Genomic DNA, 16,628 nt, shown 5'->3' on the forward strand with positions numbered 1-16,628 from the left:
AGGTCAGAGCAGTTTGCCGGGGTTGAACAGGCTGGTCGGGTCCAGCGCCTGCTTGACGGCGCGATGCACCCGCATGCCGACCGGGCCGATCTCCTCGGCCAGCCAGTCGCGTTTGAGCAGGCCGACCCCGTGCTCGCCGGTGCAGGTGCCGCCCAGCTCCAGCCCGAGTCGCATGATCGCGTCGAAGGCGGCCCGGCCGCGGGTCAGGCTGTCCGGGTCAGCCCGGTCGACCACGATGTTCGGGTGCAGGTTGCCGTCGCCGGCGTGCCCGACGACGCCGATCGGTACGGCGTGTTCGGCGGCGATCGCCTCGACACCGTCGAGCATCCGGGCCAGCGTCGAGCGGGGCACCGCCACGTCGTCGATGATCAGCCCGCCGTTGCCGGCGGGGAAGGTCTGCGCGGCGAGACGTTCCATCGCCGGGTGGGCCAGCCGGCGGGCCTGCAGCAGGGCGGCGGCCTCGACCGCGTCGCTGGCGGCGTACACCTCGGTGGCGCCGGCGGCGGTGCACACCTGCGCGATCCGGTCCAGGTCGGTGCCGGCGGCGGTGCCGGTGTCGACCGAGGCGAGCAGCAGCGCGGCGGCGTCGGTGCGTAACCCCATCGGCCGGTACACCTCGATCGCCCGCAGGTGGGTGCGGTCCAGCAGCTCCAGCAGGCTGGGGCTGAGCCCGCCGGAGGCGATGCCGGCGACGGCGGTGCCGGCCGCGGCGGTGGAGTCGAAGACCGCGACCAGGGTGAGCGAGGCGTCGGCGGCCGGCCGCAACGCGACGGTCACCTTGGTGATCACCCCGAGGGTGCCTTCGGAGCCGACGAAGAGCCGGGTCAGGTCGTAGCCGGCGACCCCCTTGGCGGTGCGCCGGCCGGTGCGCAGCACCTCGCCGCTGGCCAGCACCACTTCGAGCCCGATGACGTACTCGCCGGTCACGCCGTACTTGACGCAGCACATGCCGCCGGCGTTGGTGGCCACGTTGCCGCCGATGGTGGACGACTCCCACGAGCCGGGGTCCGGCGGGTAGCGCAGCCCGTACCGGGCCACCTCGGCGGCCAGGGTGGCGTTGACCACGCCGGGCTGGACGACGGCGGTGCGGTTGACCGGGTCGACGTCGACGATCCGGTCCATCGCGGTGGTGGAGAGCACCACCGCGCCGTCGACCGCGTTCGCCGCGCCGGCCAGCCCGGTCCGGGCACCCTGCGGCACCACCGGTACGCCGTACCGGGCGGCAACCTTGACGGTGGCGACCACCTCGGCGGTTGTCCGGGGTCGGACCACGACGGCCGGGGTGCCGGCGGCGCACAGGTCGGCCTCGTCGCGCTGGTGGCCGCGCAGCAGGTCGGGGTCGGTGAGGACCGCGGTGTCGGGCAAGGCCGCGCGGAGTGCCTCGATGAGGTCGGACATCTTCGCAGGCTAGCCAGCGCGGCACCAGATCGGCCACCGCGGGCGTGACCGGATGGGCAATACCACCATAAGCCGCGAATTGCTCGGTACGCTGCCCGCATGGCCGACGCCGGGAAGCCACCACGTGCGGCGGCGGCACCCCGTCTCACCGGGCTGCTCACGCTGACCCGCAGCCGGGTTGGAACCGAGTTCCGGGAACGGTCGGACCGGGTCCGCGCCAACCTCGTACTCGCCCTGCAGGCTGGTCTGGCGGCGGCGCTGGCCTGGTTCATCGCCCGCCGGGTGATCGGCCACCCGGTGCCCTTCTTCGCCCCGATCGCGGCGGTGATCATCCTCAGCGCCTCGATCGGGCAACGACTCAAACGCGCCGCCGAACTGGTGGTCGGGGTCGCGGTCGGGATCGCCATCGGCGACCTGATCGTCATCACCATCGGCACCGGCACCTGGCAGCTGCTGCTGATCGTGCCGCTCGCGGTGGTGGCCGCCGTCTTTCTGGGCAGCGGCGCGGCCCTGGTCACCCAGGCCGCGTCGTCCGGAGTGCTGGTCGCCACCCTGACGTCGCAGTCGGAAAACCTCTACCCCGACCGGTTCATCGATGCCCTGGTCGGCGGGCTGGTCGGGCTGGTGGTGCTGATCCTGCTGCTGCCGCTCAACCCGCTGGTCATCGCGCGCCGCGCCGCCGACCCGGCGCTGGACGTACTGTCCGACATGCTGATCCTCAGCGGAAAGGCGTTGGCTGGGCGGGACCGCCGCCGGGCAGAGGCCGCATCGAAGCGGCTGCACGATGCGGAGAAGGAGTTGTCCGAGTTCCGGGAGGCGGTCGAGGCGGGACACGAGACGGCGGTCCTGGCGCCGGCGCGCTGGCGGGCCCGCGGCCCACTGGCCCAGTACGCCGAGAGCGCCGAGTACGTCACCCGAGGGCTGCGCAACTCGCGGGTGCTCACCCGGCGGGTGGTCTCCCTGCTGACCGAGGACGAGCCGGTGCCGTCTGCTCTGCCGGAGGCGGTCTGCCACCTCGGCGACGCGGTGCGCATCCTGCGCCACGAACTCGACACGGGTACCGACCCGGTGCGCACCCGACGTCGGGCATTGGACGCCGCCAGGTGCGCCGGTGCGGCGTACGGCGCCGGGGTGGGATTCAACGGCAGCGTGGTGGTCGCCCAGATCAGGGCTACCGCGAGCGACCTGGTCCGGGCCAGTGGCACCGAGGCCGGGGTGGTGGAAGAGATGATCAGCGAGGCGTTCGGGAACGAGGAATCGGACTAACCGGTCAGCATTCCTGGCGTACCCACCGGGTGACACGCTGCCCGCCGTTCGTCGACGCTGGCTACGCTAGCCCAATGTCCGACACTGTCCCCGGTGGTCCATCCGGCTCCCGCCCTGCGGCGGCTTCGACCGAGCCGGTACCTGCGGCGGACCCGCCAACCGCAGCTGAGCCAGCGGCTTCAACGGCTGAGCCAGCGGCCCCAGCGGCCGTTCCGGCGGAGCCGGCGGACGGGACCGTGCCGGCCGATCGGCTGCGGCGCAGCGTCTGGCTGCGCTGGCTGACCCTGGCCGGCATCGTGGTGCTGATCGCCGGCTGCGGTGTCGCCATCCTGGTCTACCTCGGCACCGCGCTCGGCCCGGTCGCGTTGACCGTCGGCGTCATCGCGGCAGTGCTGCCCGTACCGGTGCTGGTCGCCTGTTTCCTGTGGCTGGACCGGTACGAACCGGAGCCGGTGCGCTACCTCGCCTTCTGCTTCGCCTGGGGGGCGTTCGTCTCTACGTACGCCTCGCTGAACGTGAACACCTTCTCGGCGGATCTGCTCTACAATCTGGGTTACTCGGAAGCGCTGGTGGCGGTGCTGGTGGCGCCGTTCATCGAGGAGCTGACCAAGACCCTCGGCCCGATCCTGCTGCTGCTGACCCGCCGCCGCGAGTGGTCCGGCATCACCGACGGGATCGTCTACTGCGGCATGTCCGCGATCGGCTTCGCGATGGTGGAGAACATTCTCTACCTCGGCGGATACGGCTACGCCGCCGGCGCCGAGCAGTACGGCCCGGCGACCGGCGCGCAGAACGTCTTCGCCATCTTCATCGTCCGGATCCTTTTCACCGGCTTCGCCCACCCCCTGTTCACCTCGATGGCCGGTGTCGGTCTCGGGGTGGCCGCGCGCAGCGCCGACCGGCGGATCCGGGTGCTCGCGCCGACCGCTGGGCTGCTGCTGGCGATGATGCTGCACGGGGCCTGGAACCTGATCCCGACGCTGGTCGAGGCGACCGGCCAGACCCTGATCCTGCTGTACGGCTACATCGGCCTGATGGTGCCGATCTTCTTCGGCATGGTCGGCCTGGCGGTGTGGCTGCGCAGCTGGGAAGGGCGGCTGACCGAGCGGGTGCTGCCCGACTATGTCCGGGCCGGCTGGTTTACCCCGCCGGAGGTGGCGGCGCTGGGCAGCCTGGGCCGGCGGCACTCGGCGCGCCGCTGGGCCAGCCGGGTGGCCGGCGAGCCGGGCGTACGGGCGATGCGCGACTTCCAGGCCGCCGCCACCGAGCTGGCGCTGCTGCGCGACGGGCTGCTGCGCGGCCTGGAGAGCAAACCGGAGGAGCTGGCCCGCCATGCCAAGGAGGAGCAGCGGCTACTGACCGCGCTGGCCGCCTACCGGCAGGCATTCGTCGGCCGGGACCCGCAGGCGCCGCACGCGCTGTGGAACGGGGCGGACTACGAAATTACCTTCCCGGACGGCAGCCAGCGGCAGGTGCCCGCGCCGGATGAGCCGGTGGTGCCGATCCCGGTGGTGCTCACCGCGCCACCGCCCCCTCCGCCGCCGATGTTCGCCGGCTACCCGGGCTGGCCCGGTGCCGGTCCGGGCACCCCGCCCGGCTACGGCCCGCCCCCGTTCTCCGGCTACGGCGCTCCGCCACCTGGGTACGGCGCTCCGCCCCCGCCTGGGTACGGCGCTCCGCCCCCGCCTGGGTACGGTCCGCCGTCCGGATATCAGGTCCGGCCCGGCTACTACAACCCACCGCCGCCCGGCTACGGCCCGCCCCCGGGCTAGCGGGAGATCAGCAGCGGGTCAACCCGAGCGCCGTCGCCAGCCGGGCGACGCCGGCGACCTGCGGTCCGTGGCGGGAAATCTCAGCCACGAGGGTACGGGCGGAAGGCCGGGAGCGGATTTCAGCCGGTGCGACGCGGTCCGCCTCGACTACCCACCGTCCTGCCGCAGTGAAGTCAGCGACGTCGAGGTACGCGCGTGCGGCGTCCACCAGGTACGCCGCCCGGTGCTCGGCAGGCAGCCCGCGCCACGCCTGCCGCCGAGTGGCTGTCTCGTGTCGGCGTACCGCCTGCCGGGCGTCGCCCGCCTCCACCGCCGCCACCACGTGCGCCAGTTCGACGGCCGCCGGGCCGAAGCTCGCCGTCCGGTAGTCCTGCCCGTCGCCAACTTGTCCGGCGACGTCGGCAGCCCGGCCGAGCAGCCCACTGACACCGTGAGTGTCGCCGCAGCCGGCAGCGGCCAACCCGGCCTGCAGCAGTAACGTCCCGTACACCGCCCGGGAACCCGGTCTCGCCTTCCCATTGGTGGATGTGGCGACCCGGTCGGCGGCGGCGACCGCTGTGGTCATCGCCAGCTGATCCTGGCCCAGCCCGCGCAGCGCCTGTGCGAGCGGCACCGCTGCCGACCCGGCCGGTAGCGGATCGCTGCCCGCCGTCGCGAGCGCCCGGTCGGCGGCCAGCCAGGCAAGCTCCGACTCGCCGACTTTGACGAGCACGAGCGCCGTGACCCGGTACGCCTGCACCAGCAGACCCGTCCCATGTTCCGGTCGCGCGGTGTGCAGCCGCCGTGCGGCGTCCAGCAGCTCCGGCACCGTCCGCAGCAGCCGAGGATGGTCCCCGTGCCGGTACGTCGACCAGGCATGCTCGACCCGCTGCGACACCTCCCCGGCAGCGGGTGCCGGCCCGACCGGCCCGGCGGCGAACACCTCGTAACGCGCGAGCGCCGCCCGGACCGCGTCGACACCGGCCGGCGCGCCGCCGGACTGCGGCTGGCCGGTGTCGCCCAGCAACTCCGTCGGGTCGACCCGCAGCACGTCGGCGACCTGCTGGATCAGTGAGAACCGGTCCAGCGTCCGGACACCGCGCTCCACCTTTTCCACCCAGCTCTTCGACCGGCCGATCCGGTCGGCGAGCACCTGCTGGGTCATCCGTCGCCGGACCCGCCACAGGGCCACCCGCCGCCCGACCGCCACACTCACGGCGCACGGCCGGGTGGGCACGGCCACGGCGTCCCCTCCGGGCACACCGCACAGCACCACGACGGACGCATCGGCTCGTGCACCGGCCCACCGCTACCGGCCTGGGGCTCTCTCACCGCAGGTAGTGCCGGCCGGCGTTACCGCCCCGGCGCTCCGCGCGGTCGGTACGGGTCGCCGGCCGCCGGTCCGGCGGCGGCACCGTCCGGTCGGCGTACCGCCGCCGACCCGGCACCGGATACACCACATCGACCGGTATGTCCGCAGGCTGAAACCACTTCCCGAACACAACGTCCCCCTCGACGAGTGTGGAGGGCGGCGACCCCGAGGTGGCTCTCCGTGTCGACCCCGAGGCCGCCGCCGTAGCCGGGCCCGACGCGCGAAAGGGCGATCACGGGATGCGATGTCGGGCCCTGCTGGCAGGTCGCTGATCCACAGGTGATGCGACCTGGTCCCAGCCTGACCGGCGCTCGGCCGACGGTCTACAGTGTCGCCGTCCGCCAGTGCTGGCTACTGTCCGCTGCCACATGATGGCTGATGTGTGGCGCACAGCTCATCCAACTCGGCCGCCGGCACCCCTACCTCGGCCAGACCTCGGCGTACCCGGTCGACCCGCCACCAGTTCGACGCCGCGACCCGGCCCGAGGCGACCGCCGCCGCAACCTGCGCTATCGACTCGTGCGGATCAATTGGCAGCACGGCCTGGCCGAGATCCAACCGGGCCGACGCGATCCGCCGGGGGCGGCTGCCCTCGGCGAGCAGCCTGGCCAGGCCCTCGCTGGCCTCGGCGGCGGCGGCCGGATCACCGACCCACGCCAAGGTGGTCGCCACGTACGCTCGGGCTTTGCCCGGGTCGTAGCGGTAGTGGTGCTCAGGCCGGTCCGGCTGGCTCAACGGCGACACCATCCGCTCCAGCTGGGCCAGTCGTTGCCCGGTGGCCGGTCGGTCGCCGAGCAGCGCCAGCGCCCGGCCGGTCTGAGCGGTCGCCTGCAGTTTGGCGCTGCTGCCGGTCGGAGCGACGGTCTGCGCCCCCTCGGCCAGGGCAAGCGCCGTCGCGGGCTCGCCGCTGGTGAGCGCCTCCCAAGCGCGGGTTTCCAGGCACCACGCACGGATCTCGGCGTGCTCGGTGTGGGCGGACATCTCGTTGGCGGTGTGCAGGTGCCCGGCAGCGGCACCGGTCCGCCGTAGGTCGATCAGCACGGTAGCGGTGAGCAGCGACAGCCATCCGCCGGCGACGAGGATCCGTCGGTGCTGGTCCAGCGTCATCCGGCGGCCGGAGCTGATCAGGGTGGTGACGTAGGTCAGGTGTTGGCGGACGCGTGGAAGGAGAACGTGCGACGCGGTGACGGGGTAGGCGACGGCAAGCTCGTCGACGGCCGCTTCCAGACCAGCGAGGGTGCTGCTGCTGATGTCGGTGGCCGCGACCCGGCGGGCCAGCTCGGCGGAATCGTGTGCGCCGTCGTCGGTGAGCATCGCGGAGAGCGCACCACCGGCTTCGAGCACGTCGTCGAGCCGATCGGCGACCTCGGGCGTCGGTGTCTTGCGACCGGTCTCCAGATCATGCAGGTACGACTTGGCGTAGTGCGCCTTCGCGGCGAGATCACGCAGCGAGAGCCCGGCCTGTTGACGCAACTGGCGCAAGGCCGACGGCCATCGTGGGTCGATGATGCGGGTCATGCGCGTCACCACCTTGTCAGCTGCCGGGTGGCACCGACCAACAACCTTCTGGCTCTTGCCGCTACACCAGACGTTACTCCGCGTATCCATCACTACACAGGCTCCCTCTCGGCATAGGGCGTGGAGGGCGGCAACCCGAGGTGGCTCTCCGTGTCGACCCCGGGGCCGCCGCCCAGCGGGCGGGCCCGACGCGTGAAAGGGCGATCGCGGGTACGGCGTCGGGCCCAGCTGAGCGGACGGCGGGCCGGGCGGTGTTCCGCTGTGTGATGGCGCGCGACCCGGCACCGCCGTCCTACGTAGAAGGATGCCGAGTTGATCACTGAGAGTGAATGCATGGGTTGTGCCCGGTGTCCGACAGACCCCAAAACCGGTACTCCCGGTGCCGGTTGTGCAGGTCAGGCAGCCTGGCCGTCCATCAGTGCGGCGAGCTTCGCCAGCTCCTGGCCCATCGCCCGACGGCGACTGGTGGTGATCATGCGGACCGTGTCGCGGGCGTAGCGCTGGTGCCGCAGCCACACTGGAGCGTCGGCGGTCAGCTCGCTGAGCACCGCCGTTGCCTCCGACCAGTCCCGCAGCTCGGCGTGGGCGCGGGCCACGTCGAGCCGGTGCCGCCGCCACGAAGTCTTCTCAGCACCACCACGGCGGACATTGGTCGCCAGGTCAAGAACCCGGCGCGGCTCGCCAGCGACCGCCGCCGCCTCGGCCCGCATCATGTCGACCTTGGTTGACCGCATTCCACCAACGATCGTCAGGTGACCAGCACTGACCGGTCGGGTGCCCAGCCGGGCAGCGGCGGCAGCCGCCGCGTCGAGCTGGGCGGCCGCGTCGTCCGGGCGGTTGTCCCGCGCGGAAGCGGCGGCTGCCGCCATCATCAGCCAGCCCCACACCGCGAGTTCATCTGGTGTGGCGCGGGAGATCCGTGGCTCGACGCTGTCAGCGGTGGCGATCGCCAGCCGCTCCGCGTCGGTCAGCCGGCCCTGGCGCAGCAACAGCCATGACATGCGCTTGACCGTCGTCGCGCTGAGCAGCTCGTCGCCGGCGGATGCGGCAGCGTCCTGGGCGGCGTTCACTGCCTGGTAGGCGAGGTCGACCGCGCGTACCTGGATCAACAGGCTGCTGGTCAGGTCATAGGTGCGGGCCAAGGTCCGGTACGCGGCCGGCCTGTTGGCGTCGTCGGCGTTCTCGGCGGCATGCCGGGCTCCGGCGATCAGCGGCGGCAGCACTGCCAACGCTGCGGCGTAGTCGCCCCGGTGGTAGGCACGGTCCGCCTCGGCGAGCCGACCCGGGACGCCGGCCGCCGGCAACGCCGGCACCTCGTCAGCGATGAGCCCCGCCGGGCCACGGGCAGGGATCAACACCCGACGCAGGTCGAGCAACGCCAACGGACGATGATTGCGCTCCCGGCGGGCTGCACCGGTGCTCGCATCCCCGAGCAGCGCAGCCGTCGGTACGCCCAGCGCCCGCGCGATCGCATGCAACGTCGCGATCCGAGGCGTCGTACGCTGATTCGTCTCCAGCTTGCGGATCGTCTCCGTGCTCACCCCAGCCGCAGCCGCAAGCTGTTCCTGAGTGATCGACTGCCGGCGCCTGACCTGCGCGATGTTGTCGCCGATGGTGGCCATCGGGTGGTCCTTCCCCGTCAACGGTCTGGACAGCGGCACACCAGACCGCGAGCCCCGGCACACCACCACACCAGACGGTACTCCGTGCCCCTGACGCCATCCAGGATCGCCGATAGCCGTCAGCCTGATCAACGTCGTCCTTGTTGAAGCCATGGTCAACTCGCGATGTCAGATCATGGTCATTTCTGGCCGCCGCATCGGTGCCTGCCCTATTCTGCTGGCCGTTGTAGAGGGTTTCGGCTTGCTGACGACCGATGGCGGTGTCGAGACGACCGCTCACATGGGACAGGGACGGTGCCGGGTTGACAGCTGATCCAGCCTCAGGGGCGTCGCTCGGTCGTCTCGGGGACCTGGAAACGCCGGTACGTGGCAGGTCGTCGGCAACCGTCAGCCAGTTGGTGGAGGTGCACCGACTCGCGGTGGCCGGCCGGGAGGCGGCGATCGCCCGTGACGTCGGTCACCGGGTGGCGATGGGGTGGCTACGTACGTCCCGGTTCGTAGACGTCGTGGCGATGGCTACCGCAACCCTGACGCTTGGCCCGGACGCCGGGGCCTCGTACGACCTTGGCTGGGCTCTGTCCTACACCGGTGAGCCCTGGCGAGCTACAAGGAAGCTCTGTGCCTGTACCGCAGTGCAGGCGATCGCGGCAGCGAAGCGGCCGCCCTTGTCGGCATCGGCCGCATGTACGACAGCCTTGGGGATCGGCAGCGGGCGCTTGGTTACTACGAACAGGCGCTTGTTATTCATAGGGAGGTTGGTGACCGTGTTGGCGAAGCAGCCACCCTAAATAACACCGGTGCCGCACAGCACGGGCTGGGGAATTTGCGACAGGCGCTAGAGTACTACGAACAGGCGCTCATCATTCGGCGGCAGTTTCGTGACCGTGTTGGCGAAGCGGTTACCCTAAACAACATCGGCAACGCTTACGACGGCCTCGGGGATCGGCAGCGGGCGCTTGGTTACTATGAACAGGCGCTTGTTATTCATCGGGAGGTTGGTGACCGTGTTGGCGAAGCGGCTACGCTTGTGTATGACGGGTTGGGGGATCGGCGGCGGGCGTTGGTGTTTTTGGAGGAGGCGTTGCCGATTCGGCGGGAGGTGGGTGATCGGGCTGGTGAGGCGGTCACCCGGTACAAATTCGCGATGGTTCACCGGGCGGAAGGGGACCTCGACAAGGCGATCGGCGAGCTGGAGCTCGTCGTCGAGCTTGACCGTCAGGTGGAGCACCCGGACCTCGCCTCAGACACCGCCATGTTGGAACAGGTTCGCCAGGAACGAGCCGCAGCGCAAAAGTGACCTGACCAGTGGGAAGCGAGTCGGCGCGGGATCGGATGCGGGTGATCTGAGGTGGGGTCGGCGTGTCGAGTTGATGGGGCGCATTGGATCAATGCAGAGCGGCGGTGTCAGGTCAGGCGGCCTGGCCGTCCATCAACGTGGCGAGCTTCGCCAGCTCCTGGCCCATCGCCCGACGTCGACTGGTGCTGATCATGCGTACGGTGTCGCGGGCGTACCGCTGGTGCCGCAGCCACACTGGAGCGTCGGCGGCCAGTTCGCTGATCATTGGCCGTGACGATCGCGAGGGTGGCTGCCCGCGACCTGGTCAGCGACGCGCGGGCAGAGAAGGCGGCGCCTGCGCTTACACCACCAGCAACGGAACGCGTAGACCGCTGTAGGTTCCCGGCGAGCGGGTAACCACGACACCGCGTACCGCCGCAGTCTCGTGCACGACGTGGTCAGCCGGACTCGGTTTGGTCGAGCAGTTCGCCAAGCTCCCGGTAGCCGTGAAAGAGATCAATCAGCGCCGAGCCGTCGAAGATCCGTGGCGGGCGTAGCCTCACGCCGCAGCCTGCCCCCGTACACCCCAGATCCGCCGCCAAGCGCTGCGCCGCCGTCAGCGGCTCAGAACTGGCCTCGTCCGGCGTCACACGCCGATCCTACTGTCGGATGCCACCGCAACGGGCCCCGCCGCTGGCGTGCAGAGACGGCGTGGGCCTTTGAACTACAGGTAGAGGCCGGTGGAGTCCTCTTCGACCCGTTGGGCGGCCACCGCGTGCACGTCGCGTTCGCGGAGCAGGACGTAACCCCGGCCGTGCAGCTCGACCTCGGAGCGGTCCTCCGGGTCGAACAGCACCCGGTCGCCGGTGACGATCGAGCGTACGTTCGGCCCGACCCCGACCGTGGTCGCCCAGGACAGTCGCCGGCCCACCGACGCGGTGGCCGGGATCACGATGCCGGCGGTGGAGCGGCGTTCGCCCTCGCCGCCTTCGAGTTTGACCAGCACTCGGTCGTGCAGCAGGCGGATCGGCAAACCGTTGTCGTGCGGTGGGTCGGCGGTCACGACCGAACCGTACCGCGTGGGGTGTGCCGGCCGGTCGCGGGTGGGTCGGCCGGATGGTTGCCCGATGCCCGTACGGGGCACTTCGGGGAGAGTTCAGGGAGGTAGCGGCAACAACGGTGGACATGTGCCCGTTACCGTGTACGGACCGATTACTTGACTCCGGGGGTTGGCTTGAGCCGGCTGCAACAAATGAGAGGGCGGCTACGCCAGGCGTACGAGGCTGGGCGGGAATCGGTGCGGGCCGCCCGGGAGCGGGAACGGTCCCGCCGGGCCGCCGCGGCCGGTGCCGCCGACGAGCTGGCCGGCGCGGGTGCCGAGCCGGGCGCGGAGACCCCGCCGCCGGGCGACGGGCACCTGTCGACCACGAGCCGCGACGACGCGGACGTGCCGCACGCGCTCCGGATCGCCGCCGCCTGGTCGTGGCGGCTGATCGTGATCGGCATCGTCGGCTGGGCGTTGCTGCGGGTCATCGGCAACGTCCGGATCGTCATCATTCCGGTGCTGGTGGCATTGCTGCTCGCCGCGTTGCTCGCCCCGGCGGTCGGCTGGCTGCTGCGGGCCCACGTGCCCCGCACCCTGGCCACGGCGGTGGTGCTGATCACCGGGCTGGCCGGGGTGGTCGGCACGCTGACCCTGGTGGTCAACGAGTTCATCACCGGACTGCCGGACCTGAGCGAGAAGGCGTCCAGCGGCATCGGGGAGATCCAGCAGTGGCTGCGCACCGGTCCGCTGAAGCTCGACGATGGACAGCTCGACCAGTACGTCGAGGCCGGACAGAACTGGATCAACGAGAACACCCAGACGTTGACCAGCGGCGCGGTCTCCACCGCCGGGACGGTCGTCGAACTGTTCACCGGTGCGCTGCTGGTGTTGTTCTCGACGTTCTTCTTCCTCCGGGACGGGCAGCGGATCTGGCGGTTCCTGGTGGGGCTGTTCCCGACCGGTGCCCGGTGGCGGGTCGACGACGCAGGTAGCGCGGCCTGGACGACCCTGGTCGCCTATGTCCGGGCGACCGTGCTGGTGGCGTTCATCGATGCCGTGGGCATCGGGATCTTCCTGGTGCTGTTCGACATCCCGTTCGCGTTCGCGTTGGCCGCGCTGGTGTTCCTGGGGGCGTTCATCCCGATCGTCGGCGCGACCCTGTCCGGCGCGGTGGCCATCCTGGTGGCCCTGGTGGACAGCGGCTGGGTCACCGCGTTGATCATCCTGGGTGCGGTGATCGCGGTGCAGCAGCTGGAGGGCAACGTCCTGCAGCCGTTGATCATGGGGCGGGCGGTGGCGATCCACCCGCTGGCCGTGGTGCTGGCAGTGACCTCCGGTGTGGTGCTGGCCGGCATCGTCGGCGCGCTGGTCGCCGTACCGCTGATCGCGGTGCTGAACACGGCGGTACGCCGGCTGGCCCGCCGCCGGCACGTCCCGCCGCCGCCGCCACCGCCGGAGTCCGTGGTGACCGGCACCAGCCCACCGTGATCTGAACGCCGCCGGCCGGCGGCCGACCCGCCTGACTCGCGGCGTTCGCGGCGGTCAGCTGGCGGCGAGTCGGCGCAGCGCGCCCTGCACCACCTCGGGCCGGGTGGTGTACCAGAACGGCGGCAGCGACCGGCGCAGGAACGCGCCGTAGCCACGGGCGGTCTCCAGCCGGGAGTCCAGCACCGCCACGACGCCCCGGTCACCGGTCGACCTGATCAGCCGCCCGGCTCCCTGCGCCAGGCGTACCGCCGCGATCGGCACGCTGACCGCCGCGAACCCGGAGCCGCCGGCGGCGTCCACGGCGGCGGCGCGGGCGGCGGCCAGCGGCTCGTCCGGCCGGGGGAACGGCAGCCGGTCGATCACCACCAGCTGGCAGGCGTCGCCGGGCACGTCCACCCCCTGCCACAGCGACATCACGCCGAACAGGCAGCTCGCCCGGTCCTCCCGGAACCGGCGGACCAGCAGCGGCAACGCCTGCTCGCCCTGCACGTGCACGGTCAGCCCGGTCCGCGCCCGGACCAGCTCCGCGGCCTGCTGCGCGGCCCGCCGGGACGAGAACAATCCGAGGGTACGGCCACCGAGTGTGCCGATCAGCGACAGCAGCTCCTCGCCGGCCTGGGCGGGCAGCCCGGAGACAGTCGGCCGGGGCAAGTGCGCGGCGACGTACAGGATGCCCTGCTTGGGGTAGTCGAACGGGGAACCGACGTCGAGTGACCGCCAGCTGAGATCGTCGGCCGTGACCGCCTCGGTCTGGTCGGTGACCGGGGCGGCGGTCTCCAGACCCAGCGACCGGGCCACCGTGTCGAACCGCCCGCCCAGGGTCAGGGTGGCGGAGGTGGCCACCACGGTCCGCTCCTCGTAGAGGTGGCTGGACAGGGTGCCGGCCACCGACAGCGGTGCCACCACCAGCGCCCGGCGGTTGGCGGCCGGACCGTCCGGCTTCTCCACCCAGGCGACGTCGTGTTCGGCCTCGTCGAGCAGCCGTTGGGCGGTTGTCGAGAGCTCGTCCAGCACCGACTTGGCCTGCTGTTTGCGCACCGGGTCCGGGTCGTCGGCCTTGATGTCGCCGATCTTGTCCAGCGCGGCCCGGGTCGCCGACTCCAGCAGGGTGCACGCCTCGCGCAGCGCCGGCGGCAGACCGCTGGTCAGCCGCCCGGCCGGCGACTCGCCCAGCCCGACGGCGAGGGCGTCACCGGCCTCGGTGAGCTGCTCGGCGGTCTCCGGCGGCAGCAGCGGCCGGGCCCGCCGGGTGGCCCGGTCGATCACGTCCGGGGTGAGCTCGGCCTGGGCGGCCGAGGAGACCCGGTCGGCCAGCTCGTGGGCCTCGTCGACGATCAGCAGTTTGTGTGGCGGCACGATGTGCCGGTCGGCGAGCATGTCGACGGCGAGCAGGCTGTGGTTGGTGACCACCACGTCGGCTTCGCGGGCCCGGAACCGGGACGCCTCGGCGAAGCATTCCTCGCCGTACGGGCAGCGGGCCGCCCCGACGCACTCCCGGGCCGGCATCGACACCTGCCGCCACACCTGGTCGTCGACGCCGGGGTCCAGCTCGTCGCGGTCGCCGGTGTCGGTCTCCATCGCCCAGTCACGTAACCGTTGCACCTGCTTGCCGAGCCGGTTGGCAGCGCCCAGCCAGCGGGTGCCGCCGCCACCGTTGCTACCGCCGCTGTCGCCGTTGTCGCCGGCGGCGTCGAACAGGTCCGTCGGCTCCTCCTCGGCCGAGTCCTCCAGCCGGGCCAGGCACAGGTAGTGGTGCCGGCCCTTGAGGACGGCGAAGGTGGGCCGGCGGCGCAGGATCGGCTCGACCGCGTCGGCGAGTCGGGGCAGGTCGTGCTCGACCAGCTGCGACTGCAGCGCCAGGGTGGCGGTGGAGACCACCACCGGGCCGTCGACGGTCAGCGCGGGTGCCAGGTAGGCCAGCGATTTGCCGGTGCCGGTGCCGGCCTGCACGAGCAGGTGGTGCCGGGTACGGATGGCGTCGGCAATCGCCGACGCCATCTCCTGCTGGCCGGGCCGGGCCGCGCCGCCGGGGACCGCGCCGACCGCGGCGGCGAGCAACTGGGCGGCGCTCGGCCGACCGGTGCCGGAGCGGCCGGCCGGGCGCGGCGGGGCCGCCGGAGCGGACGCGGTGCTGGTGGTCGTCGCAGGGGTCACCCGGTGACAGTACCGATCACCACCGTCGTCCTCGGCGGTCATCCACAGCGTGCCGGCCGGTGTCGCCCGGTGACGCCCGGGTGCTGGCGCCGGCACTGGGGCGTCACCTGCACGTTGCCTTCCGGTGAGCGGCCATCGGTTAAGGTGCGACACATGTCGAGCGGTGTCGTACGGGTGGTCTATCGCAAGTACGACGGTTCGGCCCACCGGGACTATCCGGCCCGCCGGTTGACTGAGGACGAGGTCGGCGTGTGGCTCGGCGTGCCCCGGGGCACCGAGTCGATCTACCACGGTCGCCCGTCGGTGGAGCAGATCCCGTTCGTCCTGCTGGTGCCGCGTGAGCAGTGGTGGACCTGCATGTTCAACCCGCCGCCGCGCACCAGCGAGGTCTACTGCGACATCGCCAGCCCGGCCCGCTGGGAGGACGATTCCACCGTACACCTCATTGATCTTGATCTTGATGTGGTACGGCGCCGGGCAACCGGCCTCGTGGAACTGCGCGACGAGGACGAGTTCGCCGAGCACCGGGTGCGGTACGGCTACCCGGAGGACGTGGTGGAGTCGGCCTGGGCCGCCGCCCGCTGGTTGCAGGACGCGCTCGGCGACGGCACCGAGCCGTTCGCCTCGGCCTACCGGAAGTGGCTGGCGCTGGTCTGCTGATCCGGCTGGCTCGCCGGTCGGCCGGCCGGCTGGTCGGGTAGCGGTCGGCTGGTCGGCCGGGGGCCGGCTGGGTGATGATCGTCGGATGACTGCTGACCTGTACGAGCCACCTGTCCGGGAACTGCTACGGGTCGGCGCCGGCCGGCCGGTCGACCTCTCCGCGATCGACCCGAGGTCGACGCCGGGGCTGCCGGCGCTGTCGGTGACCGGGCCGGACCGCAAGTCGTGGGCCCGCGCCGAGGTCCGCCGCATCGGCGACGAACTGGCCGAGCAGCAGGAGATGCTGCACGCCCAGGCTGTCGCCGGCAGCGCGGCCGGTCGGCGGGTGCTGCTGGTGCTGCAGGCCATGGACTGCGGCGGCAAGGGCGGCGCGGTGAAGCGGGTCGCCGGCGCGATGAACCCGCTCGGCCTGCGGATCCGGGCGTTCGGGCCGCCTACCGAGGAGGAGTTGGCGCACCATTTCCTGTGGCGGATCCGCCGGGCGTTGCCGGACGCCGGCCAGGTCGGGGTGTTCGATCGGTCACACTACGAGGACGTGCTGGTGGTACGGGTCGAGTCGCTGGTGCCGGAGGAGACCTGGCGGGCCCGCTACGACGAGATCAACGAATTCGAGGCCGGGCTGGTCGACGAGGGGTTCGTGCTGATCAAGGTGTTCCTGCACATCTCGTACGCGGAGCAGCGGGAGCGGCTGTTGTCCCGGTTGACCGATCCGACCAAGCACTGGAAGTACCACCCGGGGGACGTGGACGCCCGCACCAAGTGGCCGGACTACCAGGCCGCGTACACGGAGGCGTTGAGCCGCTGCGCCACGGACGCCGCGCCCTGGTTCGTGGTGCCGGCCGACCGCAAGTGGTACCGGGACTGGGCGTTGGCGCACCTGCTCCGGGAACATTTCGCGGATCTGGACCTGAGCTACCCGCCAGCTCGTTTCGACCTGCGCAAGGAGCATGCTCGGCTGCTCGCCGGGGATGGACCGAAAGTAAACGGCGGATGAACAGAGACTGACTCGTAGGTGTACAGGGGTGGGCCGCGAGCAGGCGTGATTCGCTGTTACCTAGCATTCCCTGCAGAGCGCGCG

The 16,628-nt window shown here is 71.6% G+C and carries 14 protein-coding genes; 6 read left to right on the forward strand and 8 right to left on the reverse strand.

Annotated features, from left to right (window positions below; translation table 11 throughout):
* Positions 1–3: 3 nt before the first annotated feature.
* Positions 4–1,398, reverse strand: coding sequence for an FAD-binding oxidoreductase (locus tag ACFHWU_RS21135; protein WP_416591383.1), 1,395 nt, complete (start codon positions 1,396–1,398; stop codon positions 4–6).
* 99 nt (positions 1,399–1,497) lie between these two features.
* Here ACFHWU_RS21135 and ACFHWU_RS21140 point away from each other — a divergent pair, with 99 nt between their 5' ends.
* Together ACFHWU_RS21140 and ACFHWU_RS21145 are read left to right on the forward strand one after the other, a co-directional pair.
* Entirely contained in the window at positions 1,498–2,664 is a 1,167-nt protein-coding gene (locus ACFHWU_RS21140; protein ID WP_416591384.1) for an FUSC family protein, read from the forward strand.
* 74 nt (positions 2,665–2,738) lie between these two features.
* A complete protein-coding gene (locus ACFHWU_RS21145; RefSeq protein ID WP_416591385.1) occupies positions 2,739–4,436 on the forward strand; it encodes a PrsW family intramembrane metalloprotease in 1,698 nt (565 codons plus the stop codon).
* Between the two features lie 7 nt (positions 4,437–4,443).
* On the opposite strand, the gene ACFHWU_RS21150 is transcribed toward ACFHWU_RS21145, so the two are convergent.
* From ACFHWU_RS21150 to ACFHWU_RS21160, 3 genes are all read right to left on the reverse strand, one after another.
* Entirely contained in the window at positions 4,444–5,658 is a 1,215-nt protein-coding gene (locus tag ACFHWU_RS21150) for a helix-turn-helix domain-containing protein (protein WP_416591386.1), read from the reverse strand.
* 480 nt (positions 5,659–6,138) lie between these two features.
* Positions 6,139–7,305 carry a helix-turn-helix domain-containing protein gene (locus ACFHWU_RS21155; RefSeq protein ID WP_416591387.1) on the reverse strand — a complete coding sequence of 389 codons (1,167 nt, stop codon included), beginning with the start codon at positions 7,303–7,305 and terminating at the stop codon, positions 6,139–6,141.
* Positions 7,306–7,700: 395 nt separating this feature from the next.
* Positions 7,701–8,927, reverse strand: coding sequence for a helix-turn-helix domain-containing protein (locus tag ACFHWU_RS21160; protein WP_416591388.1), 1,227 nt, complete (start codon positions 8,925–8,927; stop codon positions 7,701–7,703).
* 682 nt (positions 8,928–9,609) lie between these two features.
* Between ACFHWU_RS21160 and ACFHWU_RS21165 the strand changes: the two genes are divergently transcribed.
* Positions 9,610–10,224, forward strand: a complete 615-nt coding sequence (locus tag ACFHWU_RS21165) for a tetratricopeptide repeat protein (protein ID WP_416591389.1) — start codon at positions 9,610–9,612, stop codon at positions 10,222–10,224.
* Between the two features lie 112 nt (positions 10,225–10,336).
* On the opposite strand, the gene ACFHWU_RS21170 is transcribed toward ACFHWU_RS21165, so the two are convergent.
* The 3 genes from ACFHWU_RS21170 to ACFHWU_RS21180 form a co-directional block, all read right to left on the reverse strand.
* Positions 10,337–10,489 (reverse strand): hypothetical protein, encoded by a 153-nt coding sequence (locus ACFHWU_RS21170; RefSeq protein WP_416591390.1) that lies wholly within the window; start codon positions 10,487–10,489, stop codon positions 10,337–10,339.
* Between the two features lie 172 nt (positions 10,490–10,661).
* Positions 10,662–10,853: a hypothetical protein gene (locus ACFHWU_RS21175; protein ID WP_416591391.1), complete on the reverse strand. Its 192-nt coding sequence runs from the start codon at positions 10,851–10,853 to the stop codon at positions 10,662–10,664.
* 74 nt (positions 10,854–10,927) lie between these two features.
* The gene (locus ACFHWU_RS21180) at positions 10,928–11,266 is read right to left on the reverse strand and encodes a GroES family chaperonin (RefSeq protein WP_123605868.1); all 339 of its coding nucleotides are present in this window, start codon (positions 11,264–11,266) and stop codon (positions 10,928–10,930) included.
* Between the two features lie 189 nt (positions 11,267–11,455).
* On the opposite strand from ACFHWU_RS21180, the gene ACFHWU_RS21185 reads away from it, so the two are divergent.
* Positions 11,456–12,736, forward strand: a complete 1,281-nt coding sequence (locus ACFHWU_RS21185; protein WP_416551868.1) for an AI-2E family transporter — start codon at positions 11,456–11,458, stop codon at positions 12,734–12,736.
* Positions 12,737–12,790: 54 nt separating this feature from the next.
* Here ACFHWU_RS21185 and ACFHWU_RS21190 read toward each other — a convergent pair whose 3' ends face one another.
* Positions 12,791–14,932, reverse strand: a complete 2,142-nt coding sequence (locus ACFHWU_RS21190) for an ATP-dependent DNA helicase (RefSeq protein WP_416591392.1) — start codon at positions 14,930–14,932, stop codon at positions 12,791–12,793.
* 111 nt (positions 14,933–15,043) lie between these two features.
* Between ACFHWU_RS21190 and ACFHWU_RS21195 the strand changes: the two genes are divergently transcribed.
* Together ACFHWU_RS21195 and ACFHWU_RS21200 are read left to right on the forward strand one after the other, a co-directional pair.
* Entirely contained in the window at positions 15,044–15,550 is a 507-nt protein-coding gene (locus tag ACFHWU_RS21195) for a DUF402 domain-containing protein (RefSeq protein WP_416551866.1), read from the forward strand.
* An 85-nt stretch (positions 15,551–15,635) separates the two neighbouring features.
* Positions 15,636–16,544 (forward strand): PPK2 family polyphosphate kinase, encoded by a 909-nt coding sequence (locus tag ACFHWU_RS21200; RefSeq protein ID WP_416551865.1) that lies wholly within the window; start codon positions 15,636–15,638, stop codon positions 16,542–16,544.
* Positions 16,545–16,628: the final 84 nt, after the last annotated feature.

The organism is Micromonospora sp. LOL_015 (genome assembly GCF_048060275.1).
Classification (GTDB): Bacteria; Actinomycetota; Actinomycetes; order Mycobacteriales; family Micromonosporaceae; genus Micromonospora_E.

Excerpts from the sequence above, each read along its gene's own strand:
- ACFHWU_RS21165 (WP_416591389.1), top strand. The coding sequence starts at position 9,610 with ATGTACGACAGCCTTGGGGATCGGCAGCGGGCGCTTGGTTACTACGAA.
- ACFHWU_RS21160 (WP_416591388.1), bottom strand. The coding sequence starts at position 8,927 with ATGGCCACCATCGGCGACAACATCGCGCAGGTCAGGCGCCGGCAGTCG.
- ACFHWU_RS21185 (WP_416551868.1), top strand. The coding sequence starts at position 11,456 with ATGAGAGGGCGGCTACGCCAGGCGTACGAGGCTGGGCGGGAATCGGTG.
- ACFHWU_RS21170 (WP_416591390.1), bottom strand. The coding sequence starts at position 10,489 with ATGATCAGCGAACTGGCCGCCGACGCTCCAGTGTGGCTGCGGCACCAG.
- ACFHWU_RS21195 (WP_416551866.1), top strand. The coding sequence starts at position 15,044 with ATGTCGAGCGGTGTCGTACGGGTGGTCTATCGCAAGTACGACGGTTCG.
- ACFHWU_RS21140 (WP_416591384.1), top strand. The coding sequence starts at position 1,498 with ATGGCCGACGCCGGGAAGCCACCACGTGCGGCGGCGGCACCCCGTCTC.
- ACFHWU_RS21200 (WP_416551865.1), top strand. The coding sequence starts at position 15,636 with ATGACTGCTGACCTGTACGAGCCACCTGTCCGGGAACTGCTACGGGTC.
- ACFHWU_RS21135 (WP_416591383.1), bottom strand. The coding sequence starts at position 1,398 with ATGTCCGACCTCATCGAGGCACTCCGCGCGGCCTTGCCCGACACCGCG.
- ACFHWU_RS21145 (WP_416591385.1), top strand. The coding sequence starts at position 2,739 with ATGTCCGACACTGTCCCCGGTGGTCCATCCGGCTCCCGCCCTGCGGCG.
- ACFHWU_RS21155 (WP_416591387.1), bottom strand. The coding sequence starts at position 7,305 with ATGACCCGCATCATCGACCCACGATGGCCGTCGGCCTTGCGCCAGTTG.
- ACFHWU_RS21190 (WP_416591392.1), bottom strand. The coding sequence starts at position 14,932 with ATGACCGCCGAGGACGACGGTGGTGATCGGTACTGTCACCGGGTGACC.